Source organism: Streptomyces sp. GS7, from assembly GCF_009834125.1.
Taxonomy (GTDB): domain Bacteria; phylum Actinomycetota; class Actinomycetes; order Streptomycetales; family Streptomycetaceae; genus Streptomyces.
The window spans coordinates 8,030,961-8,053,055 of sequence record NZ_CP047146.1 but is presented as its reverse complement, the minus strand read 5'-3'; the positions used below and the strand labels follow the sequence as shown (position 1 = coordinate 8,053,055).

Below are 22,095 nucleotides of genomic sequence, written 5' to 3'. Positions count from 1 at the left end.
GCTCACAGCGGAAGCCGGCGGAACACCGCCCGCGGCACATGCCGCAGCACCGCCATCACACAGCGCAGCGCCCCCGGCACCCACACCACCTCGCTCCGCCGCCGCAGCCCGTGCTCGATCGCCTCGGCGACCGCCTCCGGCGTGGTCGCCAGCGGCGCGGCGGGCAGCCCGGCCGTCATCTTGGTGTGCACGAAGCCGGGGCGGACGACCAGCACGTGCACGCCGGTGCCGTGCAGCGAGTCGCCGAGTCCCTGCGCGAGGGCGTCCAGGCCCGCCTTGCTGGAGCCGTAGACGAAGTTCGAGCGGCGGGCCCTTTCACCGGCGACCGAGGACAGCACCACGAGGGAGCCGTGGCCCTGGCGGCGCAGCGCCCGGCCGCAGATCAGGGCGGCGGACAGCGCGCCGGTGTAGTTGGTGGCCGCCACCCGGACCGCGCCGGACGGCTCCCGCTCGTCGCGCGGCTGGTCGCCGAGCACACCGAACGCCAGCAGCACCATGTCGAGGTCGCCCTCGGCGAAGACCTTGCCCAGCACCTCCTCGTGGCGGTCGGTGTCCAGCGCGTCGAACGGGACCGTACGGACCTGTGCGCCCAGCGCGCGCAGCCGCCCGGCCGACGCCTCCAGCGCCGGGGAGGGCCGCCCGGCCAGCCAGACGGTGCGGGTGCGCCGGGCGGCCAGGCGCGCGGCGGTGGCCAGCCCGATCTCGGAGGTGCCGCCGAGGACGAGGAGGGACTGGGGGCTGCCGAAGGCGTCTTTCACGGGAGCGGTCCTCACGGGGGTGGGGTGGGTGCTAACGGCCCGGCCGGTGCGCGATGCCGAGCCGGCGGGCGAGATCCGAGGTGAAGACCCCGCGCGGGTCGAGCTCGGCGCGCAGGGCGCGGAAGTCGGGGAGCCGGGGGTACATCGCGGCGAGCAGGTCGGGCCGCAGCCGGGAGTCCTTCGCCAGGTAGACCCGGCCGCCGGCCGACGCGACCCGCTCGTCCAGCTCGTCCAGGAAGCCACCCAGGCCCGGCAGTCCGGCGGGGACGTCCAGCGCCAGCGTCCACCCCGGGGCCGGGAACGACAGCCAGCCCGGATCGGCGGCCCCGAAGCGCTTGAGGACCGCGAGGAAGGACGGGCAGCGCCGGTCCGCGATCCGCAGCACGATCCGGCGCAGCGCGTCCTCCTGGCCGTACGGCACGACGAACTGGTACTGGACGAAGCCGCCGCGCCCGTAGACGCGGTTCCAGTGCGGCAGACCGTCCAGCGGGTGGAAGAAGGCGGCGAGCCCGCGGAGTTCACCGGTCCGGCGGCGCGGCGCGGTGCGGTACCAGAGCGCGTTGAAGAGGGCGACGGAGTGCCGGTTGAGCAGCCCCCGCGGGAGGTGGCGCGGGGCGGGCGGCAGCTGCGCCGGGCGGAAGGCGAGCGGATCGCGGCGGGCGCGCGGCGACAGCGCGCCGGGCGGCGCGTGGTCGCCGCGGGTGAGGACCGCCCGGCCCAGCGCCCGGCCGCGCGCCAGCAGGTCGATCCAGGCGACGGAGTAGCGGTAGCGGTGGTCCTCGGCGTCCAGCCGGGCCATCACATCGTCCAGGTCCCGGGCACGTTCGGTGTCGACCGTCATCAACGAGGTCCGTACGGGCAGGAGTTGGACGCTCGCGGAGAGGATGGCGCCGGTCAGTCCCATCCCGCCGCAGGTGGCGGTGAAGAGGTCGGAGCCCGGGGCCGCGGTGCGGACCTCGCCGTCCGCGGTGAGCAGTTCCAGGGACCGCACATGCCGTGAGAAGGACCCCGCGACATGGTGGTTCTTGCCGTGGATGTCGGCGCCGACGGCGCCGCCGACGGTCACATAGCGGGTCCCCGGCGTGACCGGTACGAACCACCCCAGCGGCAGCAGCACCCGCATCAGCCGGTGCAGGCTCACCCCCGCCTCGCAGACCACCACCCCCGCCTCCGCGTCGACGGACAGGACGCGGTCCAGCCCCGTCATGTCCCAGACGGTGCCGCCGGCGTTCTGCGCGGCATCGCCGTACGCCCGGCCGAGCCCGCGCGGGATGCCGCCGCGCGGACCGCAGTCGCGCACCGCGGCGACCGCCTCGGCCACCGATCCGGGCCGTACGATCCGGGCCGCGCTGGGGGCGGTACGGCCCCAGCCGGTGAGGGTGCGGGAGGCGGTGTCGGGTGGCGGCATGGCAGCGACGGTAGTGCCGCGGACCCGGAGAGATGTGCCCGGATATCCGCATGTTTCCGCGACTCGCTCCGAAAAGAGTGATTAATGGCGTGGATGGGCTAATCGCCGGGAAACCCGGCCCCCGGGCAGTGACAGTCGGAAGGGACCGCGCCCACCGCCCGCCGAGCCCCCGGCCGCCGACACCGCCGGGACCCGCACCGCCGAGCCCCGTCCCCCTACGCCGAGCCCCATACCGCCGACGCCCCGTCCCCGCCGACGCCCTCATGGAGACCGGATGGACCACCGCCTGCTCCTGGCCCTGCGCGACTGCGGTACGAACCCGCGGATCGCGACCGCCACCCGCGCCCTCTCCCGTATCGGCGAACACGGCGCGCTGTGGCTCGCCGTCGGACTCGCGGGCGCCGCCGCCGACCGGCCGCGGCGCGCCGCCTGGCTGCGCGGCACCGCCCTGATCGCCGCCGCCCACCTGGCCGGCGCCGGCGTCAAACAGGCCGTCCGCCGCCCCCGCCCCCGCCTCCCGGACCGGCCGCCCCTGGTCGGCACGGTGGGCGGCCACTCCTTCCCCAGCGCACACGCCACCTCCGCCGCCGCGGCGGTCGTCGCGCTGCGCGGACTCGGCCCGCCCGGTACGCGGACCGGTGCCGGGCTGCGCACCGCGCTGCCCGTCCTGGCCGGTGCGGTCTGCGTCTCCCGGGTGGTGGCCGGCGTCCACTACCCCACCGACATCGCGGCCGGCGTCGCCCTCGGCGCGCTCACCGCACGGCTGGGCGCGGGATGGATGCACGCGGCCGGCGCGGGGACGCCGGGGAGCGGAGCGGCGCACGGCGGCCCCCATGGCTGAGCGCACCGCCCTCCTTGAGGACGAGCCGCGGCAGCCCGACCCGTCGGCCGCCCCGGGAGCCACGCCGGCCGGCCGCCCGCGCCCGCTGCGCCTGCCGCTGGCCCTGCTGCGCACCGCGCGCCCGCACCAGTGGGTCAAGAACGTCCTCGTGGCCGCCGCCCCGGCCGCCGCGGGCCGCCTCTTCCGCCTCCACACCCTCACCCAGCTGGCGCTGGTCTTCGTCCTGTTCACCGCCGCCGCGGCCGCCGTCTACCTGATCAACGACGCCCGGGACGCCGCCGCCGACCGCGCCCACCCCGACAAGTGCCACCGCCCGGTCGCCGCCGGCGAGGTCCCCGTCCCGCTCGCCCACGCCCTCGGCGGACTGCTCGCCCTGCTCGCCCCGGCGGCCACCGCCGTCCTGTGCAACACCGCGACCGCGGTGCTCATCGCCGTCTACGTCGCGATCCAACTCGCCTACTGCATCCGCCTCAAGCACGTCCTCGTCGTCGATCTCACCGTCGTCACCAGCGGCTTCCTGATGCGCGCGATGGCCGGCGGACTGGCGCTCGGGATCCCGCTCTCCCGCTGGTTCCTGATCACCGCGGGGTTCGGCGCGCTGTTCATGGTCGCCGCCAAGCGCTACTCCGAGGCGGTCCGGATGGCCGGCACCAAGGGCGAGACCCGGGCCCTGCTGCGCGAGTACACCGAGAGCTACCTCCGCTTCGTCTGGCAGCTGGCGGCCGGCGGCGCGATGCTCGCGTACTGCCTGTGGGCCCTGGAGAACGACCGGCCGGACACCGGCCTGCTGCCCTGGCGCCAGCTGTCGATGGTGCCGTTCCTCCTCGCCGTCCTGCGCTACGCGGTCTTCGCCGACCGCGGCACCGCCGACGCCCCCGAAGACGTCCTCCTCCGCGACCGCGCCCTGGCCGCCATCGGCCTCGGCTGGCTCGCGGTGTACGCGATGGCCGTCGCCCACGTCTGACGTCTCCTCTCCGCGAAGGCACGTATGAGCGACCGCCCCACCTCCCGGCCCGCCGCCCCCGTGCGGCGCGGGCTGCGCGGCGAGTTGCTCGGCTTCGCCCTCGCCGGCGGCTGCGCGTACGCCGTCGACCTGGCCCTGTTCGTGTGGCTGCGCGGTGCGGCCGGTGCCGGCCCGGTGTGTGCGAAGACGCTGTCGTTCCTCGCGGGTTGCCTGGTCGCCTACGTGGGCAACGCCGTGGGCACCTACCGCGGCGCCGCCGCGGACGACAGCCGCCCGCGGCAGTTCGGCGTCTTCGTCGTGGTGAACGTGGCCGGCGCCCTGGTCCAACTCCTCTGCCTGGGCGTTTCCCACTACCTGCTCGGCCTGACCTCACCGCGCGCCGATGTGGTCTCCGGCGCGGGAATCGGCATGGCGCTGGGTACGTGCCTGCGCTTCTGGGGTACGCGGAAGCTAGTGTTCCGGATCGACCGGGAGACCTGCCACGGGAGGGCGACGCGGGCATGAAGGGCGTACGGGGCGTTCGGGGGAACGGGGACGGGGACGGCGGAGGGGACGGGGGAGGTGACCGCGGGGCCGGCGGGGAGCGGGAGCCCGGCGCGGACCAGGGGGGCGGCGAGGGGGGCAACCCGTTCGCCTGGCTGACGCGGCTCCCCGTCGTCGGCCCGGCGCTGGCTCCCGCCGTCGACCGGCTGCTCGCCTCCCACCTCTGGCGCGCCTACGCGCGGATGCTCCGCGTCCACTGGACCCGGCTCGCCGCCGCCATCACCTTCACCAGCTTCATCGCGCTCTTCCCACTGCTCACCGTCGGCGCCGCGATCGGCGCAGCCGCCCTCACCGACGGGCAGTTGCACAAGCTGGAGGCCCAGCTCGCCGAGCAGATCCCCGGCATCTCCCGGCAGCTCGACATCGCCGGACTGGTCGACAACGCCGGCACGGTGGGGCTGATCGCCGGTGTGATCCTGCTCTTCACCGGCGTGGGCTGGGTCCGGTCGCTGCGCGACTGCCTGCGCGCCGTATGGGAGGCACCCGACGAGAAGGGCAACTTCTTCCTCGACAAGCTCCGCGACGGCGGGCTGCTGCTCGGCCTCGGCGCGGTCGCCCTGGTCTCGGTCGGCTGCTCGGCCTTCGCGTCCGCGGCGGTCGGCAGGGCGGTCGAGGCGATGGGGCTGCCGGAGGGCGGCGCGGCCGGCGGCCTGCTGACGGCCGCCGGCTTCTGCATCGCGGTGCTCGCCGACTTCGCGCTGCTCGCGTACGTGCTGACCAAGCTCCCCGGCGCCCATCCGCCGCGCCGCGCCGTCATCACCGCCGGCCTCATCGGCGCGATCGGCTTCGAGCTGCTGAAGCTGCTGCTCAGCGGCTATCTGCGGGGCGTCGCGGCGCGCAGCATGTACGGCGCGTTCGGCACCCCGATCGCGCTCCTGCTGTGGATCAACTTCACCGCGAAGCTGCTGGTCTTCTGCGCGTCCTGGACGGCGACCCAGCGGCCGGAGCCGGAGCCGGAGCCCGCCCCCGGCGCGTAGCGCCCGCGGCGCCGCGTAGGAGAGCGGGCTCCGGCCCCGGCCGGCTCACTTCCGCCGGTGGCCCCGGGAACCGCCGGAGTCCCCGGTGTCCACGGGCTCCTCGGAGCCGCCCCGGCGGGCCGCCGCCAGCACCCGGCGCCGCCGTACCGCGATCGCGACCGCGGCGAGCAGCACCAGCGCCCCGCCCGCGATCCCGGCCACGGTCAGGGCGCTGCCCGTCCCGCCGGCGGAGTCCAGCTCGGCCTGCGCCCGCTGGTCGTCCTTGGCGCCGCTGTCGCCGTTGGCGCCCTTCGCGTCGACCAGGTTGCCGACCGGGTCCACCTTGCCGTCCGCGGCGAAGCCCCAGTCGAAGAGCTTGGCGGCTTCCTTGTACGCCTCGTTGTGGACCTTCTTCTCCGGGTTCATGACCGTGACCAGGAGCTTGCGGTCGCCGTGCTGGGCGACACCGGTGAACGTTGACCCGGCATTCGTCGTCGACCCGTTCTTCACCCCGGCGATCCCCGGATACGGCTTGATGTCGTAATCCCCGCTGAGCAGTCGGTTGGTGTTCTGGATCCCGAATGTCGCCCGCTTTCCGTCCTTGCCCTCGTCGCCCGGGAACTGCGCGCTGGCGGTGGAGCAGTACTCCCGGAAGTCGGCGTTCCGGAGTCCGGCCCGTGCGAAAAGGCTCAGGTCGTACGCGCTGGACACCTGCCCCGGCGCGTCATATCCGTCCGGGGTGATGACGTGCGTATCGGTCGCGCTCAGCTCTTTCGCGCGCTGCTGCATCTCCTTGACCGTGGCCGCGGTCCCGCCGTTCATCGCCGAGAGCGTGTGCACCGCGTCGTTTCCGGACCGCAGAAATACTCCCAGCCACAAATCGTGGACGGTATAGGTGAGGTTCTCCTTTATCCCGACGAGGCTGCTGCCCGCGCCCATTCCCGCCAGGTCGGCCGACTTGACGGTGTATTTCTTGGTCTTCGGGAATTTCGGCAGCACGGTGTCCGCGAACAGCATCTTCAGCGTGCTGGCCGGGGCGAGCTGCCAGTGCGGATTCTTGGCGGCCAGCACCTGCCCGGACTCGGCGTCCGACACGATCCACGAACGGGCGGTGATCTCCTCCGGCCCCGGGAGCTTCGGCGCCCCGGCCTTCGGCTGCACCTGTACGCCGGGCAGGCCCAGCCGGTCCCCGCCGACCTGCGACATCTTCGCCGGCGGCACAGGGGCCTTGGGTGGCTGCCGGCCGTCATGGGGGAGGGCGTACGCGGTGCCCGCCAGCAGCGGTGACGCCAGCAGCGCGGACGTCGCCAGCGCGGCGACCGCCCGTACGGGAGAACCCGAGGACGACGCCGGGGACCGGGTCGCGCGCGGGGTGGCGGACGAGTCCGGTCGGCCGCCGGACGCGGCGGAATCGGAGTCGGGACCGGGGGCGGCACCCGCGGCGGAAGGAGAGAAGGTCGTCGGCACGTCCGTGAACGTACCCGCCCTGAGCGGCATCACCGAACGCATGCCACGGAAGAGTGCCCCTCCCGACGGCCGGATGGAGCCGCTGCCGGTACCGGAACCCGTGAAGCTCTCTCGCCTCGTGTCCTGGTTCCTGCTCGCCATCGGGGTGGGGGGCTGGTCCATCTGGTTCACCTTTCACAAACAACTGACCGTCACAGCGCGGGGACTGGGCGAAAGAGCAGGTCGGAGCGCATGACACGGTGCGTGTCGCGGCCCGGTGGCGAGCACACGGACACGGTTCGCGGCGCGGTGTACGCCCGGCGGGCCGTCGCGTACGCCCGGCGGTGCGCCGGGTGCGCCTGACGGCCCATCACGTACGCCCGACGGTCCACAGCACGCCCCGACGCCTCCGGAGCGCCGCCCGATGCGCGGGTGGTCGCCGGTGCGGCGCCGGCCGGCAGTCGGGGTTGGCGGGTAGTCCACAGGTTCAAAGACGTCGGCCGGTCCGGTTGGGATCCCAAAGCCGTTCGTCCGGGATGTGAATCACTCATGGACGCGGCGCGGGCCGGTGAACTCGGCGTGGGAAAGGCGGTCTGTGCCGAGCGCGCGAGGAGTTGGCCACGCGGCGAGCGACCATGGACGAGTGCATGGACGAGTGCCTGCATGAGTTCCCGCATGAGCCGGGTGCGCGAGGTCAACTGCACGGCCCGGAGAGGGGAGTTGGGCGCCTGGTGTGACGGGGAGGGGGCGGGAGGCGCGGCGGGGGCGTTGCGCCGTGCGGGTACGTCCGGAAGGGCGGGGGAACGTTCTCCGCCGTTCCCGTTCGGGTGAACGACGCCGCTCCCGGCCGACGGGCCGGGCGAACCCGCTGGTAGGGACGCGTTCGGCGTGGCCCCGCCCGCCCCCGATCGCCCCGCCGCCTTGCCCCCGGTGGCCCTTCCCCGAGGGACCCGCTCAGCCCTCCGCGGGAGCCTGCTGCGCCGACTCCCGGCGGAGTGCGCGAAGGCCCCGGAACCCGATAACGCCAATAGCGGTCCCCAGAATGAACGACACGATGGCCAGGGTGAGGTGGATCCAGAAATACGCGGTGGGGTTCCCGTGATCGAAGGCCAGTCCGCTGGCGTCCTTGATCAAATTCTTCACGAAGGTCACCCAGACCATCCACGACCAAGCGCCGAAGGCGAGCAGGAACCAGGAGACGGGGCGGCTGAGCTTCATGGGAATGTGTCCTCTGCTGCGGGGAGCCTTGCCCTGCCAGTATCCGGCCGGTGGCCCCGCGCCCTGCCGTCGGGGTGCTGGTGAGCTGCCGGTGAAGCGCTGTCGCCGGGAATTCCCGGGAGGGGGCCGGTGGCCTCGCGCGGTGCGCCGCGGGTGATCCGGCCGCGTACTTCCGGGGTCGGTCGCGGCTCGCCACGGTGTCCGCACGCGGCGCCGCGAGCGAGCTGACGATCCGTCAGCGTTCCTGCGGAGCTGCTCGGTTGGGCGGCGTGGCCGGGGGGCTCCGCGCCACGGATCGCTCCGTGGTGGGTATGAGGAGTACGGGGGAGCGGGAGCCCTGCGGCTCCTTGGCGGCGACCTGCCCGTCAATGGCATTCGTAAATGGCCAGGAATCGGACAGTTCACGACTTACGATCTTGCTATTCGGACCGCTTACTCCGTAATCTGGATTATCTTTACGGTGTCCTTACCGTGGTGGCTCCGCGAGGCGGTGCGAAGGGGCGAGAAGGGCGCGCGGGTAACGGGGAGAGCAGCGGAAATGGCTGAGCAGTTCAAGGTCGACCTGGAAGAGCTGGACACCGTCGTACGCCGGCTCAGGCGCCTTCAGCGCGATATGGACGACCCCGGCCAGAAGGTGAAGTACAGCACGACGATCCCGAAGTCGGCGTTCGGGATCGATTTCCTGGAGGCGGGGGAACTCGCCGGCGCCCACGACAACATGCAGGAGTACATGTCGCAGGTCATCGCGGCGCTCCAGGAGCTGCTCCACAGGTTCGGGGAGAAGACCGAGGCCAGCCGGGGTGCGTACGAGGACCTGGAGCACACCACCAGGTCCATGAACGGCTGACTCCGCGGTGGCGCGGCGGCGAGGGTGACGACGAAGGGGGGCGGGCGTGGCTGACGCCCGGCAGGAGTACGGCAGCGCGAGGGCGACGGAGCAGCGGCGCGCGGAGGCGGAGCGGGAGGAGCGGCTCGCGTCGCTCGCGGGGCAGGCCCACACCCCGCGCTCCCCGTCCGACTTCCAGCACCGCTCCATCGGCGAGCTCCGGCGGATGATCGAGAGCGCCAACCCGGCGGCCATCGACGCGTCGGGCCTGCACTGGCGCTCCGCCGCCGACGGGATCGGCGGCGAGGACGGACGCGGCGGCATCCGGAAGTCCTTCGCGGACGCCGTCGAGCACGCCTCGGCGCACTGGGAGGGCTCGGCGGCCCAGGCGTTCCGCAGGGAGGCGGCCAAGGTCCTGGCGAAGATCGACCGGACCTACGCGCACGCCAGGGTCGTGGAGCGCAGCCTGGTCGGCACCCGGGGCACCGGGCCCGAGCACGGCGTCGCCCACAACCTCCGCGAGGCCAAGCAGGCCATGGCGAAGATCCACGACCCGGGCACGGCCGGCAGCGAGCTGGAGGCCGGCGACGACAGCCAGTTCCGGCGGGACATGGCCAACCCCAAGATGGACACCCGCACGGCGCTGGAGCTCAACCGGGGCAGCCTGCCCATGAGCAAGCAGCGCCAGGTCGAGGCGGTCGTCGTGATGGACGAGCTGGCCGCCAACTACCACGGCCACGCCAAGGTCCTCAGGGAGAGCCACGACCCGCGGGGCGTGGCCGGCGACTGGCCCAAGCACCCCTCGTCGAGCCCCGCGCCGGCCCCCGTGAACGTGTCGGTGGCGGGCGGCAGCGCGGTGCACCAGCCCGCGCGGCAGGCGCCCGGGGGCGCGGGCGGCGGTGCCGTGCCGGCCGGGTTCGACGGCCCCAAGGTCAGCCGGCCCGAGGTGCCGACGACCACCGGGCTGGCCAGTGTGCAGGGCGGCACCCTCGCCCCGCCGCACGGCGGCACCGGCGCGGTCGCCGCGGTCGGTCCGGTCGGCACCGGCACGCCGGGCGCCGGGCACGGTGCGGTCGCCGGTCCGGTCGGCGGCCTCCCCGCCGGCGCGATTCCGCCGGGCGTCCTCGGCATAGCGGGCGCCGGTACGGGCTCCGGCACCCCCCGCGCCGCCGGCGGCGGGGTCCGCACCCCTGGTGCCCGCGCCGCCGGGCGTCCCGGTGGCGCGGCAGGTGGCACGGCCGGTGCCGGGCCGGTGCCGGCCGGCGGCGGTGCCAAGGGCCGGGCGGGCGCGCCGGGTTCGGCCGCCGGACGCGGCGGTGCGCCGGCGCGGGCCCGCGGTGGCGCGGCCGGCACACCGGGCGGTCCGGCGGGCGGCACCCGGCAGGGCGGCTCCGCACTCCACCGCAGCCGCGGCGGTGCGAAGGCCGCCGAAGCGGGAGCCCCGGGGAAGGGCAAGGCGGAGAAGGAGCGCACCGGCGGGCAGCGGCCGGACCACCTCATCGAGGACGAGGAGCCCCGTGCGCCGGAGCGCACGGTGGCGCCCCGCGTCATCGAGTAGACCGAGGAGTCGGCGCCGCCGCCGTCGACCCGGCGTGCGGCGCCCTGCGGGGGATAAATCGGGAGACGGCGCTCCGGCCGCCCTGCTAGCTTCCGCGTCCATGGACCCCGTCGGTGAAAAAGCGATACGCACGTCCTTCGTCAACTGCTCGAAAGGTGAGGCGAACCGGATCAATCTGCCGGCACTGCCGGACGTCTCCTGGGGGGACCTGGACTTCCTGGGGTGGCGTGACCCGGGCGCGCCGGACCGGAGCTATCTGGTCGCGCCGCGCGGGGACGGCCTGGTCGGTGTGACGCTGCGGGTGCCGCAGGGCGTGCGGCGGACCTTCACCAAGACGACGGTGTGCTCGGTCTGCCTGACGGGGCACCCCGGTTCCGGGGTCAGTTTGCTCGCCGCCCGCCGCGCCGGTCCCGCGGGCCGCCAGGGCAACACCGTGGGGACGTATCTCTGCGCCGATCTCGCCTGCTCCCTCTACGTCCGCGGGCGCAAGCGGTCCCAACTGGCCGGCCGGCACGAGGAGACGCTTCCGCTGGAGGAGCGGATCGCCCGTACGGTGCGGAACCTGGACGCCTTCCTGGACAAGGTCCTGGAGGGCGCGCACCAGGGTCCGGCCCACTAGATCCCGGTTCCAGGGTCTGGCCCACGAGCCCCCGGATTCCGGCGTCTCGCCCACCAGGGCCTGTCCGGACGGCCGTTGGGGCCCGACCGTGCTGCCGGGCCCCGGGTGCTCCTCACAGCCCGTGCTCGGCGAGGAAGTCCGTGATCAGTGCCAGCCACTCCGCGCCCCGTTCCGCCATCGGCAGATGGCCGCTCTCGATCTCCGCGTAGGCGGCTCCCGGTATGTGGTCGGCCAGGTAGCGGGAGTGGGAGGGGTGCACCAGCGCGTCCCGCGTCGTGGCGATGACCAGGGTCGGGACCGCGATGCCCGGGAGGTCGGCGGTGGTGTCCACCTCCCGGACGAGGGCCGTCTGCTCGGCCGAGCCGCGCGGCGGCAGCGCCGGGTCCGGGTCCAGGACGGCCGCCAGCTCGGCCGGCGGCAGCGCGCCGAGGTACTCGGGCGCCAGCCCGCCGAGGGCGCGGGCCTGTGCGAAGCCGGTGTAGTCGCCCCGGTCCAGGAGGCGCAGCCACAGGTCCAGCCAGACCCGCGTACGGGCGTCCGGCTTCGCCAGGCCGGCGGTCAGGACGAGGCCGCGCACCCGCTCGGGGTGGCGCGCCGCGGCCCGTACGGAGACCGCGGTGCCCAGGGAGAAGCCGATCAGGGTGAAGGTCTCCAGGCCCGCCGCGGTGGCCTGCGCGACCACCGCGTCGGCCAGCGCGTCCAGCTCCAACGGGCCGGTGGCGCGCGGGGTTTCGCCGGAACCCGGGTAGTCGGGGGCCACCACGCGGTGGCCGGAGGCGGTGAGGGCGGGGATGAGGGTGTCGTAGTTGTTCCGGACGCTGCCGGTCGCGCCGTGGGCCAGCAGCACGCCGGGGCCGGCGGCCGGGCCCGCGAGGGTCGTGGCGAGCGGCGGGAGAGGGGCGGGGGCGGTGTGCGGTGCGGGAATCTGCGTCATGGGAAAGAGGTTGCAGCCTGACACCGATGTCAAGGTCAAGTCGGCGGCCGCGGCAGCAGGTTCCGCCGGCGCGAGCAGCAGGGGAGAGGGCCGTATGGGGGACCATCGGATACGCATCGGGGAGCTCGCGCGCCGCACCGGCGCCAGCGCCCGCTCCTTGCGCTACTACGAGCAGCGCGGGCTGCTGCGGGCCGGCCGCGACCCGAACGGCTACCGCAGCTACGACACCGGGTCGGTCGAGACCGTCGCCCGGATCCGCGAACTGCTCGCCACGGGGCTGAACACCGACGCCGTCCGCGCGCTGCTGCCCTGCGCCCAGGGCGGCCCCGGGCTGACCCCGTGTGCGTTCTCGTGCGGTGTGGTCGAGCAGCAGATGGCCCAACTCGACGCGGAGATCGCCCAGTTGCACCAGCGCCGGGCGGCGCTGGACGCGTACGCACAGATCATGCGGGAACGGCGCGTCCAGGACCGGGCGTTGGCCGCGATGGCACTACGGTCGGCCTGAGCGGCGCGGCGCGCCGGACACCCGCCGGGCAGTGCGGCCGCGGGCATGGCGCGCACCGCGCCATCATCGGGAGCGACGGGGGTACGGCGTGCTGAGAGTGCATTTCACCGCACGGGACCTGGCCTGCACACGCGTGGCCGACGGGGCCGATCCGCTGTGGGAGACGGTGCTGAGCCTGCACGCGCTGCGCGACCCGCGGGCCCGCAGCGACCCGGCGCTGACCGCCTGGCGCCGGCACGCCGTGCGGCACGGTCCCGGACCGCTGCGCGGCATCCTTCCGCTGGTGCCGCAGCACGGCTACTTCCCGGACTTCCTCACCCCGTTCGCGTCCCTGTACGGCGTGGAGCCCGGCCTGGAGGCGGTGATGAGCACCCCGCGCCGGCGGCTGCGCGCGGAGCTGGCGCTGCTGGCCGAGCGGCACGGGCAGCCGCTGCCGCCCTGGGTCCGCGAGATCGCCGACGGCGAGCCGCCCGCGCTGCGCCGGCTGGCCCGCGGGCTGCGCACCTACCACCATCTCGCGATCGCGCCCGGCTGGCCGCGGATCGCCCAACAGGTCGGCGCGGACCGGGCGTTGCGCCGGCACGCGCTCGACGAGGCGGGCGCGGAGGCGATGCTGCGCACCTTCGGTCCGGCGATGCGCTGGCAGCCGCCCGTTCTGGAGGTCGCCTACCCGGTCGACCGCGAACTCCACCTGGCGGGGCGGGGACTGGTCTTCGTCCCCTCGTACTTCTGCCGGGACGCGCCGGTGGCGCTGGCCGACGGGGAGCTGCCGCCGGTGCTGGTGTATCCGGCTGCTGCGTCGCTCTGCCCGTTGTACGGCGAAGGAGCCCGCCCCTGGGCGTCGCTCCGCCCGGTGTACGGCGAAGGGCCCCGCTCCCGTGGGTACGGAAGCGGGGCCCTCGGCGGCCGGGTGGCCCCGGCAGGGGCCGGTCGGCTCAGAAGCGCCGGGTGATCAGCGCCCGCTTGACTTCCTGGATCGCCTTGGTGACCTCGATACCGCGCGGGCAGGCGTCCGTGCAGTTGAAGGTCGTACGGCAGCGCCAGACGCCGTCCTTGTCGTTGAGGATTTCGAGCCGCTGCTCGCCGCCCTCGTCGCGCGAGTCGAAGATGAAGCGGTGCGCGTTGACGATCGCCGCCGGGCCGAAGTACTGGCCGTCGTTCCAGAACACGGGGCACGAGGTGGTGCAGGCCGCGCACAGGATGCACTTGGTGGTGTCGTCGAAGCGCTCGCGGTCCTCGGCGGACTGCCGGCGCTCGCGGGTCGGCTCGTTGCCGGTCGTGATCAGGAACGGCATCACGTCCCGGTACGCCTGGAAGAAGGGCTCCATGTCGACGACAAGGTCCTTCAGCACCGTCAGGCCCTTGATGGCCTCGACGGTGATCGGCTTCTCGGGGTTGATGTCCTTGATCAGCGTCTTGCAGGCCAGGCGGTTGCGGCCGTTGATGCGCATGGCGTCGGAGCCGCAGATGCCGTGGGCGCAGGAGCGCCGGAAGGTCAGCGAACCGTCCTGGTCCCACTTGATCTTGTGGAGGGCGTCCAGGACGCGCTCCTTGGGGTCGATCTCCAGCTGGAAGTCCTGCCAGCTGGCCTCCTCCGCGACCTCCGGGTTGAACCGGCGGATCCGGAAGGTGACGCTGATCAGGTGCGACGCGTCATTCTCGGCCGCGTCCAGTGCCGCGGAGTGCTTGTCGAGAGTCGGGGTGCTCATCAGTACTTACGCTCCATCGGCTGGTAGCGGGTCTGCACGACCGGCTTGTAGTCGAGGCGGATCGACTCGGAGCCGTCTGCGCCCACCTCGCGGTACGCCATGGTGTGCCGCATGAAGTTGACGTCGTCGCGGTTGGGGTAGTCCTCGCGGTAGTGGCCGCCGCGGGACTCCTTGCGGGCGAGGGCCGACACCGCCATGACCTCGGCCAGGTCGAGCAGGTTGCCCAGCTCGATGGCCTCCAGCAGGTCGGTGTTGAACCGCTTGCCCTTGTCCTGGATCGCCACGTTCCGGTAGCGCTCGCGCAGCTCGGCGATCTTCTCGACCGCGGTCTTGATCGTCTGCTCGGTGCGGAACACCATCACGTTGGCGTCCATGCACTCCTGGAGCTCCTTGCGCAGCTCCGCCACCCGCTCGTTGCCGGTGGAGTTGCGCAGCCGCTCCACCTGGTCGGCGACGAGCTGCGCCGGGTCCTCGGGCAGTTCGACGTAGTCGGCGGTGGCCGAGTACTCCGCGGCGGCGATGCCGGCCCGGCGGCCGAAGACGTTGATGTCCAGGAGGGAGTTGGTGCCCAGGCGGTTGGCGCCGTGCACGGAGACGCAGGCGACCTCGCCGGCGGCGTACAGGCCCGGGACGACGGTGGTGTTGTCGGCCAGCACCTCGCCCTCGACGTTGGTCGGGATGCCGCCCATGGCGTAGTGCGCGGTCGGCTGGATCGGGATCGGGTCCGTGTAGGGCTCGATACCGAGGTAGGTGCGCGCGAACTCCGTGATGTCCGGGAGCTTGGCGTCCAGCTGCTCCGGCGGCAGGTGCGTGAGGTCCAGGTAGACGTGGTCGCCGTCGGGACCGCAGCCGCGGCCCTCGCGGATCTCCGTGTAGATGGAGCGCGAGACGACGTCACGCGAGGCGAGGTCCTTCATGACGGGCGCGTACTTCTCCATGAAGCGCTCGCCGTCCTTGTTGCGGAGGATGCCGCCCTCACCGCGCGCACCCTCGGTCAGGAGGATGCCCATCCGCCAGATGCCCGTCGGGTGGAACTGGAAGAACTCCATGTCCTCCAGCGGCAGACCGCGGCGGTACGCGGCGGCCTGGCCGTCACCGGTCAGGGTGTGCGCGTTGGAGGTCACCTTGAAGAACTTGCCGGTGCCGCCGGACGCGAAGATGATCGCCTTCGCCTGGAAGACGTGGATCTCGCCGGTCGCCAGCTCGTACGCGACGACGCCCGCGGACTTCTTGACGCCGTCGACGTCCTGGAGCAGCAGGTCGAGCACGTAGAACTCGTTGAAGAACTCCACGCCCTCCTTGACGCAGTTCTGGTACAGCGTCTGGAGGATCATGTGGCCGGTGCGGTCCGAGGCGTAGCAGGACCGGCGGACCGGGGCCTCACCGTGGTTGCGGGAGTGGCCGCCGAAGCGGCGCTGGTCGATCGTGCCGTCCGGGGTGCGGTTGAACGGCAGGCCCATCTTCTCCAGGTCGAGGACCGAGTCGATGGCCTCCTTCGCGAGGATCTCGGCGGCGTCCTGGTCGACCAGGTAGTCGCCGCCCTTGATCGTGTCGAAGGTGTGCCACTCCCAGTTGTCCTCCTCGACGTTCGCGAGGGCGGCGGCCATACCGCCCTGGGCGGCGCCGGTGTGGGAGCGGGTCGGGTAGAGCTTCGTCAGCACGGCGGTGCGGCTGCGCTTGGTCGACTCGATGGCCGCGCGCATGCCCGCGCCGCCGGCGCCGACGATGACGGTGTCGTACTTGTGGATCTTCATGGATTGGTACCTCGGTCCCTCGTGGCCCGGCGCCTAGCGGATGTTCGGGTCGAAGGTGAAGATCACCAGCGTGCCCAGAAGGACGGTGAACACCGTGGCGGTGTAGAGCAGCATCTTCAGCCAGAAGCGGGTGGTGTCCCGCTGCGCGTAGTCGTTGATGACGGTGCGCAGGCCGTTGGCGCCGTGCAGCATGGCGAGCCAGAGCATGCACAGGTCCCAGGCCTGCCAGAACGGCGAGGCCCAGCGGCCGGCCACGAAGGCGAAGCCGATCTTGGAGACGCCGCCGTCGAGCACCAGCTGGATCAGCAGGTGGCCGAGGACCAGGACGACGAGCACGATGCCGGACAGCCGCATGAACAGCCAGCCGTACAGCTCGAAGTTGGTGCGGGTCGACTTCGGGGTCTTCGAGGTGCGCTTGCGCGGCGGCTCGATGACCGGTGCGGGGTTGTCCACGTCGTAGAGCGGGACGCCGTCGGACGCGCCCGCCGCGGTGGCACCTGCGGTCGTGGATTCAGCAGACATCTCGCGTCAGCTCCCGAACAGCGTGCGCAGCGTGTGCTGGAGCACGGGGTAGAAGGCACCGGCCATCAGCACGACCCAGACACCGACAACGGTCCACAGCAGCTGCTTCTGGTACTTCGGGCCCTTGGACCAGAAGTCCACCGCGATGACCCGGAGGCCGTTGAGCGCGTGGAAGAGGATGGCGGCCACCAGGCCGTACTCCATCACGTTGACGATGGGCGTCTTGTATGTCGCAACGACGTTGTCGTACGCCTCGGGGGAGACGCGCACGAGAGCGGTGTCGAGGACGTGGACGAACAGGAAGAAGAAAATGAGGACGCCGGTGACTCGGTGAGCCACCCAGGACCACATGCCTTCCCGGCCGCGGTACAGCGTTCCAGCCGGCACGGAAGAACCCTCCGGGAGCGGGGACTAGGGCCGCGCCGGCTTCTCTGTCGGTCGGGCCCGGCCGGGTACGGTCCACCGGCCGCTCGTCATCGTATCGACGAGCTGTCGGTTCCTCGCGCGGGGGTCCTTAGGTGTGATCAAACAGGCACCAACGGGCTATCACACAAGTACGAAACGGGATATCACAGGCAACCGGCCGCAAGTCGCGCCAGTCGGCCGCGGGCCAGCCGGCGCAATTCCTCCGCGGTGACCGACCGCTCCTGGTCGGGCGCGTTGCCCAGCCGGGTGCGCAGGGCGTACAGCGTCCGGTCCAGCAGTTCCTCGTCGCGGTAGCCGTCCAGGCAGAGCGTGAAGACATGGCGGAAGCGGCGCTCGTACTCGGCGTGCGCGGCGCGCAGCGCGGTGGCGGCGGCACGGGTGCCGGGACCGCGCCCGGCCCACGGGAGCGGGGCGGCGGACTCGCGCGCGAGGGCCCCGGCCACCTCGGTCGGGGTGAGGTCGTAGCTGGCCTCGTCGCATGCGGCCAGCAGGGATCCGGGGTCCGGGTAGGGGCGGTGCGCGGCGATCCGCTCGGCCCAGCGGCGGCTACCGCAGCAGGCCAGCAGGGCGGCCACCGCCGCGTCGTCGGAGAGGGCGTTGAAACGGTCGAGACCGCGCTGCGGGGGGTGCGCCGGCGGCGGCGAGATCCGGCTCTGCCAAGGTATGCCGCACCTCTGGACGTGCGGGTGAGGCCGCGTCATCGGGCGGGCGGCCGGGGTGTCGCCGGACAGCGTGAACTCCTCGGACGGATGAGATCGGATGCGAAGGGGTCTGTTCGACGGGTGCGGGGCGGGTGGCTGACGGAAGCTGGAGGGGCGCTTGAGCGGAAATGGACGAAAAGCCTGATACGTACGGAAGCGGAGGCGGGTGCGGTGATGTGGCCGACGATGCGGCACCCGGCGGATTTCCGGCGGTCCAGCAGCCCCCTGGAAGGGGGTGAGCGACGGTGAGCCCACGCTAACGACGCTTGTCGGCCACTGTCCGATGGATGCGCGATTTTCACCCGGATGAGAGAGCTTTTGCGCGCTCGGTGGACGACCCGTTCCGCGCACCTGGCAATACCTTCGCCCCGAAAAGTGAGGATTGCACGATGTCGAACCCGTTGCGGCTGCCGCAGTTCCCGCGGCCCTCGGCCTCCCCGTCGCCACCCTGGAAGCCCCGGCGCGGCCGCGGCCCGGCGGCCCGGTCCGCGCTGCTGGCCGCCCCGGTGCTCGCCGGAGCGCTGCTGCTCGGCGGCTGCTCGGGAGCGGCCGATTCCCAGCCCCCGGGGCGTGCCGTCGCCCCCGAAGGCCGTGCCGCACCCACCCCGAGCTGGACGAAGGTGACCGGTCCGCCGCACATCGTCCCGGCCGTACGGGAGTTCCGTCCGGCCGACGGAATCGGCTGGCGTCCGTCCAAGGGCGCCCGGGTGGTGGTGCCGGCCGGGCAGCAGAGCACCGTCGCCGACGAAGCGCAACTCATGGCCAAGGATCTCGGCGGGCTCCCGGTTGTGTGGGGAGAGCAGACCGTACGGCCCGGGGACGTCGAGGTGAGACTCACCGGGAAGGACGGTGGCCGGCCGGACAACGCGCCGCCCACCAGCACCGCCGACGAGTCCTACACCCTCACCGCCCGCGGCACCCGGCTCACCCTCACGGCCCCCACCGACGCAGGCATCTTCAACGGCACCCGTACCGTCAAGCAGGCCGTCCGCACGGCCGGCGGGCTCCCCGAGGGCACCATCAACGACCGCCCGGACCGCCCGCAGCGCGGGATGATGCTGGACAACGCCCGCAAGCCGTTCACCGCGGCCTGGATCGAGGCCCGCATCCGGCAGCTGGCCGACCTCAAGTTGAACCAGCTCCATCTGCACTTCTCCGACGACCAGGGCTTCCGCATCCAGAGCGACGGCCACCCCGAGATCGTCTCCAGGGACCATCTGACCAAGGACGAGGTCCGCCACCTGGTGAAGGTCGGGCAGAGCCTGCACGTCACGCTCATCCCGGAGATCGACTCGCCCGGACACCTCGGCGCCGTGCTGGACCACTATCCCGACCTCCAGCTGCGCAGCGCCTCCGGCAGGGTGGTGCGCGGTGCGATCGACATCTCCAACCCGAAGTCCGGGGAGCTGATCGACTCGCTGCTGAAGGAGTTCGCCCGGCTCTTCCCGGGTCCGTACTGGCACCTGGGCGGCGACGAGTACCAGGCGCTGACGGCCAGCGACCCGGCGGCGTCGTTCCCGCAGCTGGCCCGGGCCGCGCAGGACAGGTACGGGTCCGGCGCCACCATCAAGGACCTGGCGACCGGCTGGCTCAACGACCGGCAGAAGACCGTGGAGGCGGCAGGCAAGAGCCGGATCGAAGCCTGGAACGACGGCTTCTTCGCCGGCGGCAAGGTGACCGCGGACAAGGACCGCACGGCCGTCTACTGGACCGGCAAGGAGATCGGCGCCCGCGACCCGGCCGCGTACCTGAACGAGGGCCGCACCGTGCTGAACGCCAACGACGAGTACCTCTACTACGTGCTCGGCGAGCCCAACAACTTCACCTATCCGACCGGTGAGCGGATCTACGAGAGCTGGACCCCGAGGGTGCTGCGCGGCACCTCCCCGGTGTCCGTGCCGGCGGGCCAGACCGGACCGGACCGGATCCCGGGCGGGCGGTTCGCGGTCTGGTGCGACCACGCGGACGCGCAGACCCCTCAGCAGATCGCGGACGGGATCCGGTTGCCGCTGGCGGCGCTGGCGCAGAAGACCTGGGACCCGCGGACCCCCGCGCTGTCCTGGGCGGGCTTCAAGGCACTGGCGAACCGGGTGTGAGCGCTCCGGCCAGAAGGGCCGGAGACGGCATACGAGGGACGGCCGGGGCCGCCACCCCCCACAGGAGAGGCCCCGGCCGTCGTTCTCGGGGAGCCCGCGACGGGCTCCTAATCGATACAGCGCCGACGGGCCGAAAAGCGTCACACGGGGTACGGGCGGCGGCACGGCCAGTGGTCTGGACGTGGGCCGGGCCGGGCCCGTAACGTGCGGGAACGCGCCGGCGGGCGTGTTGATCACGGCTGTTCCGGCGGCCGAAGAACGGCCGGTTACCCGGGAGTTCAGATGGAATCGTGCGCGCGTGACGTTTGTGCGCCGAACGTCCCAAGAGGTGGGCCGGGTGCCGGAAGACCGATCTCACGGGTTACGGTCAGCAGACGCGGCCGGATTACCGGCGGTCGGCGGAGCGGCTGGGCGAGCTGATCGCGCGGCGGCCACGGCGGCACGAACGACGAACCATCAGCGAAGAAACAGCGGCAGTGCGAAGCGGCAAGGACCGGGCGGCGGACATTCAGCGTGCGACAGGATGGACCCGTGCGAGGGGACGACATTCAGCCGGACGACGGTCGGCTGACGGTTGCCGTGCAGGCGGCGCAGGACGGCGACGAGGCGGCCTTCCGGCTCGTCTACCGTGCAGTACATCCCAGACTTCTGGGGTATGTGCGGACCTTGGTGGGCGAAGCGGACGCGGAGGATGTGGCGTCCGAGTCCTGGCTCCAGATAACCCGAGACCTCGCCCGCTTCAGCGGCGACGCGGACCGCTTCCGCGGCTGGGCTGCCCGGATTGCCCGCAATCGTGCGCTTGACCACATTCGGATGCGCGGACGCCGCCCGGTCATCGGTGGCGACGAGAGTGAACTCGCCGACACCCCCGGCGCGTCCGACACCGCGGGCGAGGCGCTGGAGGCGCTGGGCACCGGCCACACCCTCCGGCTGATAGCGCGGCTGCCGCAGGATCAGGCCGAGGCGGTGACGCTGCGGGTGGTCGTCGGGCTGGACGCCAAGAGCGCGGCACAGGTCCTGGGCAAGCGGCCCGGAGCGGTGCGCACGTCGGCGCACCGCGGGCTGCGCAAGCTCGCGGAGCTGCTGGAGGAAGGCGGTGCGGACGGCGGGGGACCGGGCTCCTCCGGGACGTCCGCGGCCGGTTCGGGCAAGGGTGGTGGAACAGTGGGTGAGGTGCCCATACAGGGGCGAAGACGTCGCGATGGTGTGGCGGAATCGTACGTACCAGGTGTGACGGAAACGGCCGCACGAACGCAGAAGGACATGTGATGGCCGACCACGACCGGTACAGCTGGCTCGACAAGGACGCCGCGGAGCGACTGCTGCGCGGTGAGCCGGTCAGTTCCCGGGACGGCGACGGCGCACGCGAACTCGAACAGCTGCTGAAGGCCGCCGCGGCGGTCGAGTCCGGCCTGCCCGAAAGCGCCGCACTGCCCGGCGAGGAGGCGGCGCTCGCCGCCTTCCGCCAGGCCCGGCACGGCGCCGGCGCCGCTTCGCGCGACGCCGCCGCGCCGGGCCGGCTGCCCACCCTGCGCGGCGAACGTGCCGCCGGTGCCGGAGAACGCACCCGGCTCGCCCGCCCGTTCCGGCGCGGCTTCGCGGTCGCCCTCGCGGCCTGCGCGATCGGCGGCATCGCGGTCGCGGCCGGTACGGGCGTACTGCCGACCCCTTTCCGGGGCGGCGAACCCGAGCCCGGCGCCAGCGTCTCGGCGGCCGAGTCGCCGAGCCCGCTCGACGGCGGGCAGCCCACGCAGAGCGGCGGCGAAACCAGTCGGACCCCTGGGGGCACCCCCGGCGACCGGACCACCACCCCCGGCCCGACGCCCACCCCGGGCGGCAGCCCGGGGAGCAGCCAGAGTCCGGCCGCGCCCGGCACCGGCGGAATCCTCGGCGGAGTCCTCGGCGACGACGGCAAGGACCTGCCCGGGGGCGGCGACAAGAAGAAGCTGCTGCTGGGGCTCTGCACGGACTACGAATCCGGCAGACGCGGCGATATCGACCGGGACACGCTCAAGCGCCTGGAGAGCAAGGCCGGCGGCCCGGACAAGGTGCACGCCTTCTGCCGGCAGTATCTGGCGCAGGGCCAGAGCGGCGGCGGCTCGGGTGACAACGATGGCTTGGGCGGTGGCGGCGGCAGAAGCGGCGGCGGCCAGAACGGCGGCGGCGGTGGCGGCGGCCAGAACAGCGGTGGCGGTGGCGGCGACGAGGAGGGTGACTCTTCCCCCTCCGCCTCGCCGAGCGTGACCGCCCCGTCGGCCCCCACCACCCCCGCGCCCACCCCCTCCGTGGCCTCGCCCACCCCCTCCTGAAC

General features: G+C 73.0%; 23 protein-coding genes. 13 read left to right on the top strand and 10 right to left on the bottom strand.

Features of this window, described 5'->3' with window-relative positions:
- Window positions 1-2: 2 nt before the first annotated feature.
- On the bottom strand, window positions 3-758 hold the full coding sequence (locus tag GR130_RS34975) for a decaprenylphospho-beta-D-erythro-pentofuranosid-2-ulose 2-reductase (protein ID WP_159508418.1): 756 nt from the start codon (window positions 756-758) through the stop codon (window positions 3-5).
- A gap of 31 nt (window positions 759-789) precedes the next feature.
- Window positions 790-2,166 (bottom strand): FAD-binding oxidoreductase, encoded by a 1,377-nt coding sequence (locus GR130_RS34970; protein WP_159508417.1) that lies wholly within the window; start codon window positions 2,164-2,166, stop codon window positions 790-792.
- A 274-nt stretch (window positions 2,167-2,440) separates the two neighbouring features.
- Here GR130_RS34970 and GR130_RS34965 point away from each other — a divergent pair, with 274 nt between their 5' ends.
- From GR130_RS34965 to GR130_RS34950, 4 genes are read left to right on the top strand one after another with little or no spacing between them, the layout of a single operon-like run.
- Complete coding sequence (locus tag GR130_RS34965; RefSeq protein ID WP_159508416.1) at window positions 2,441-3,007, top strand: phosphatase PAP2 family protein; 567 nt, start codon at window positions 2,441-2,443, stop codon at window positions 3,005-3,007.
- The gene (locus GR130_RS34960) at window positions 3,000-3,971 is read left to right on the top strand and encodes a decaprenyl-phosphate phosphoribosyltransferase (protein ID WP_159508415.1); all 972 of its coding nucleotides are present in this window, start codon (window positions 3,000-3,002) and stop codon (window positions 3,969-3,971) included. The genes GR130_RS34965 and GR130_RS34960 overlap by 8 nt, the downstream gene beginning before the upstream one ends.
- 24 nt (window positions 3,972-3,995) lie before the next feature.
- Window positions 3,996-4,475, top strand: a complete 480-nt coding sequence (locus GR130_RS34955) for a GtrA family protein (RefSeq protein WP_159508414.1) — start codon at window positions 3,996-3,998, stop codon at window positions 4,473-4,475.
- Window positions 4,472-5,491 (top strand): YihY/virulence factor BrkB family protein, encoded by a 1,020-nt coding sequence (locus GR130_RS34950; RefSeq protein WP_159508413.1) that lies wholly within the window; start codon window positions 4,472-4,474, stop codon window positions 5,489-5,491. Before GR130_RS34955 ends, GR130_RS34950 begins: the two co-directional genes overlap by 4 nt.
- 45 nt (window positions 5,492-5,536) lie before the next feature.
- On the opposite strand, the gene GR130_RS34945 is transcribed toward GR130_RS34950, so the two are convergent.
- Window positions 5,537-6,979, bottom strand: a complete 1,443-nt coding sequence (locus tag GR130_RS34945) for a D-alanyl-D-alanine carboxypeptidase family protein (RefSeq protein ID WP_443043785.1) — start codon at window positions 6,977-6,979, stop codon at window positions 5,537-5,539.
- A gap of 306 nt (window positions 6,980-7,285) precedes the next feature.
- Between GR130_RS34945 and GR130_RS34940 the strand changes: the two genes are divergently transcribed.
- Window positions 7,286-7,747 carry a recombinase family protein gene (locus GR130_RS34940; RefSeq protein ID WP_159510412.1) on the top strand — a complete coding sequence of 154 codons (462 nt, stop codon included), beginning with the start codon at window positions 7,286-7,288 and terminating at the stop codon, window positions 7,745-7,747.
- Window positions 7,748-7,870: 123 nt separating this feature from the next.
- Here GR130_RS34940 and GR130_RS34935 read toward each other — a convergent pair whose 3' ends face one another.
- A complete protein-coding gene (locus GR130_RS34935) occupies window positions 7,871-8,134 on the bottom strand; it encodes an SCO4848 family membrane protein (protein ID WP_159508412.1) in 264 nt (87 codons plus the stop codon).
- A 538-nt stretch (window positions 8,135-8,672) separates the two neighbouring features.
- On the opposite strand from GR130_RS34935, the gene GR130_RS34930 reads away from it, so the two are divergent.
- The 3 genes from GR130_RS34930 to GR130_RS34920 all read left to right on the top strand — a co-directional run bounded on the left by GR130_RS34930 (window position 8,673) and on the right by GR130_RS34920 (window position 11,137).
- Window positions 8,673-8,981, top strand: coding sequence for a hypothetical protein (locus tag GR130_RS34930; protein WP_159508411.1), 309 nt, complete (start codon window positions 8,673-8,675; stop codon window positions 8,979-8,981).
- A gap of 46 nt (window positions 8,982-9,027) precedes the next feature.
- Window positions 9,028-10,518, top strand: coding sequence for a hypothetical protein (locus GR130_RS34925; protein WP_159508410.1), 1,491 nt, complete (start codon window positions 9,028-9,030; stop codon window positions 10,516-10,518).
- Window positions 10,519-10,618: 100 nt separating this feature from the next.
- Window positions 10,619-11,137 (top strand): FBP domain-containing protein, encoded by a 519-nt coding sequence (locus GR130_RS34920; RefSeq protein WP_159508409.1) that lies wholly within the window; start codon window positions 10,619-10,621, stop codon window positions 11,135-11,137.
- Between the two features lie 112 nt (window positions 11,138-11,249).
- On the opposite strand, the gene GR130_RS34915 is transcribed toward GR130_RS34920, so the two are convergent.
- On the bottom strand, window positions 11,250-12,071 hold the full coding sequence (locus GR130_RS34915; RefSeq protein ID WP_159508408.1) for an alpha/beta fold hydrolase: 822 nt from the start codon (window positions 12,069-12,071) through the stop codon (window positions 11,250-11,252).
- Between the two features lie 94 nt (window positions 12,072-12,165).
- Here GR130_RS34915 and GR130_RS34910 point away from each other — a divergent pair, with 94 nt between their 5' ends.
- Window positions 12,166-12,576: a MerR family transcriptional regulator gene (locus GR130_RS34910; protein ID WP_328707579.1), complete on the top strand. Its 411-nt coding sequence runs from the start codon at window positions 12,166-12,168 to the stop codon at window positions 12,574-12,576.
- A gap of 88 nt (window positions 12,577-12,664) precedes the next feature.
- Entirely contained in the window at window positions 12,665-13,528 is an 864-nt protein-coding gene (locus GR130_RS34905; RefSeq protein WP_236573798.1) for a hypothetical protein, read from the top strand.
- On the opposite strand, the gene GR130_RS34900 is transcribed toward GR130_RS34905, so the two are convergent.
- From GR130_RS34900 to GR130_RS34880, 5 genes are all read right to left on the bottom strand, one after another.
- Entirely contained in the window at window positions 13,512-14,285 is a 774-nt protein-coding gene (locus GR130_RS34900) for a succinate dehydrogenase iron-sulfur subunit (RefSeq protein ID WP_159508407.1), read from the bottom strand. The two genes, GR130_RS34905 and GR130_RS34900, sit on opposite strands and share 17 nt — an antisense overlap.
- A complete protein-coding gene (sdhA, locus tag GR130_RS34895) occupies window positions 14,285-16,039 on the bottom strand; it encodes a succinate dehydrogenase flavoprotein subunit (RefSeq protein WP_159508406.1) in 1,755 nt (584 codons plus the stop codon). Before sdhA ends, GR130_RS34900 begins: the two co-directional genes overlap by 1 nt.
- A gap of 33 nt (window positions 16,040-16,072) precedes the next feature.
- A complete protein-coding gene (locus GR130_RS34890) occupies window positions 16,073-16,561 on the bottom strand; it encodes a succinate dehydrogenase hydrophobic membrane anchor subunit (protein ID WP_159508405.1) in 489 nt (162 codons plus the stop codon).
- Between the two features lie 6 nt (window positions 16,562-16,567).
- On the bottom strand, window positions 16,568-16,948 hold the full coding sequence (gene sdhC / locus GR130_RS34885) for a succinate dehydrogenase, cytochrome b556 subunit (protein WP_159508404.1): 381 nt from the start codon (window positions 16,946-16,948) through the stop codon (window positions 16,568-16,570).
- A gap of 182 nt (window positions 16,949-17,130) precedes the next feature.
- Window positions 17,131-17,688 carry a 2-oxo-4-hydroxy-4-carboxy-5-ureidoimidazoline decarboxylase gene (locus GR130_RS34880; protein WP_159508403.1) on the bottom strand — a complete coding sequence of 186 codons (558 nt, stop codon included), beginning with the start codon at window positions 17,686-17,688 and terminating at the stop codon, window positions 17,131-17,133.
- Window positions 17,689-18,077: 389 nt separating this feature from the next.
- On the opposite strand from GR130_RS34880, the gene GR130_RS34875 reads away from it, so the two are divergent.
- From GR130_RS34875 to GR130_RS34865, 3 genes are all read left to right on the top strand, one after another.
- Complete coding sequence (locus GR130_RS34875; protein ID WP_159508402.1) at window positions 18,078-19,784, top strand: beta-N-acetylhexosaminidase; 1,707 nt, start codon at window positions 18,078-18,080, stop codon at window positions 19,782-19,784.
- Window positions 19,785-20,315: 531 nt separating this feature from the next.
- A complete protein-coding gene (locus GR130_RS34870; protein WP_159508401.1) occupies window positions 20,316-21,053 on the top strand; it encodes an RNA polymerase sigma factor in 738 nt (245 codons plus the stop codon).
- Window positions 21,053-22,093, top strand: coding sequence for a hypothetical protein (locus GR130_RS34865; RefSeq protein WP_159508400.1), 1,041 nt, complete (start codon window positions 21,053-21,055; stop codon window positions 22,091-22,093). Before GR130_RS34870 ends, GR130_RS34865 begins: the two co-directional genes overlap by 1 nt.
- Window positions 22,094-22,095 lie beyond the last annotated feature (2 nt).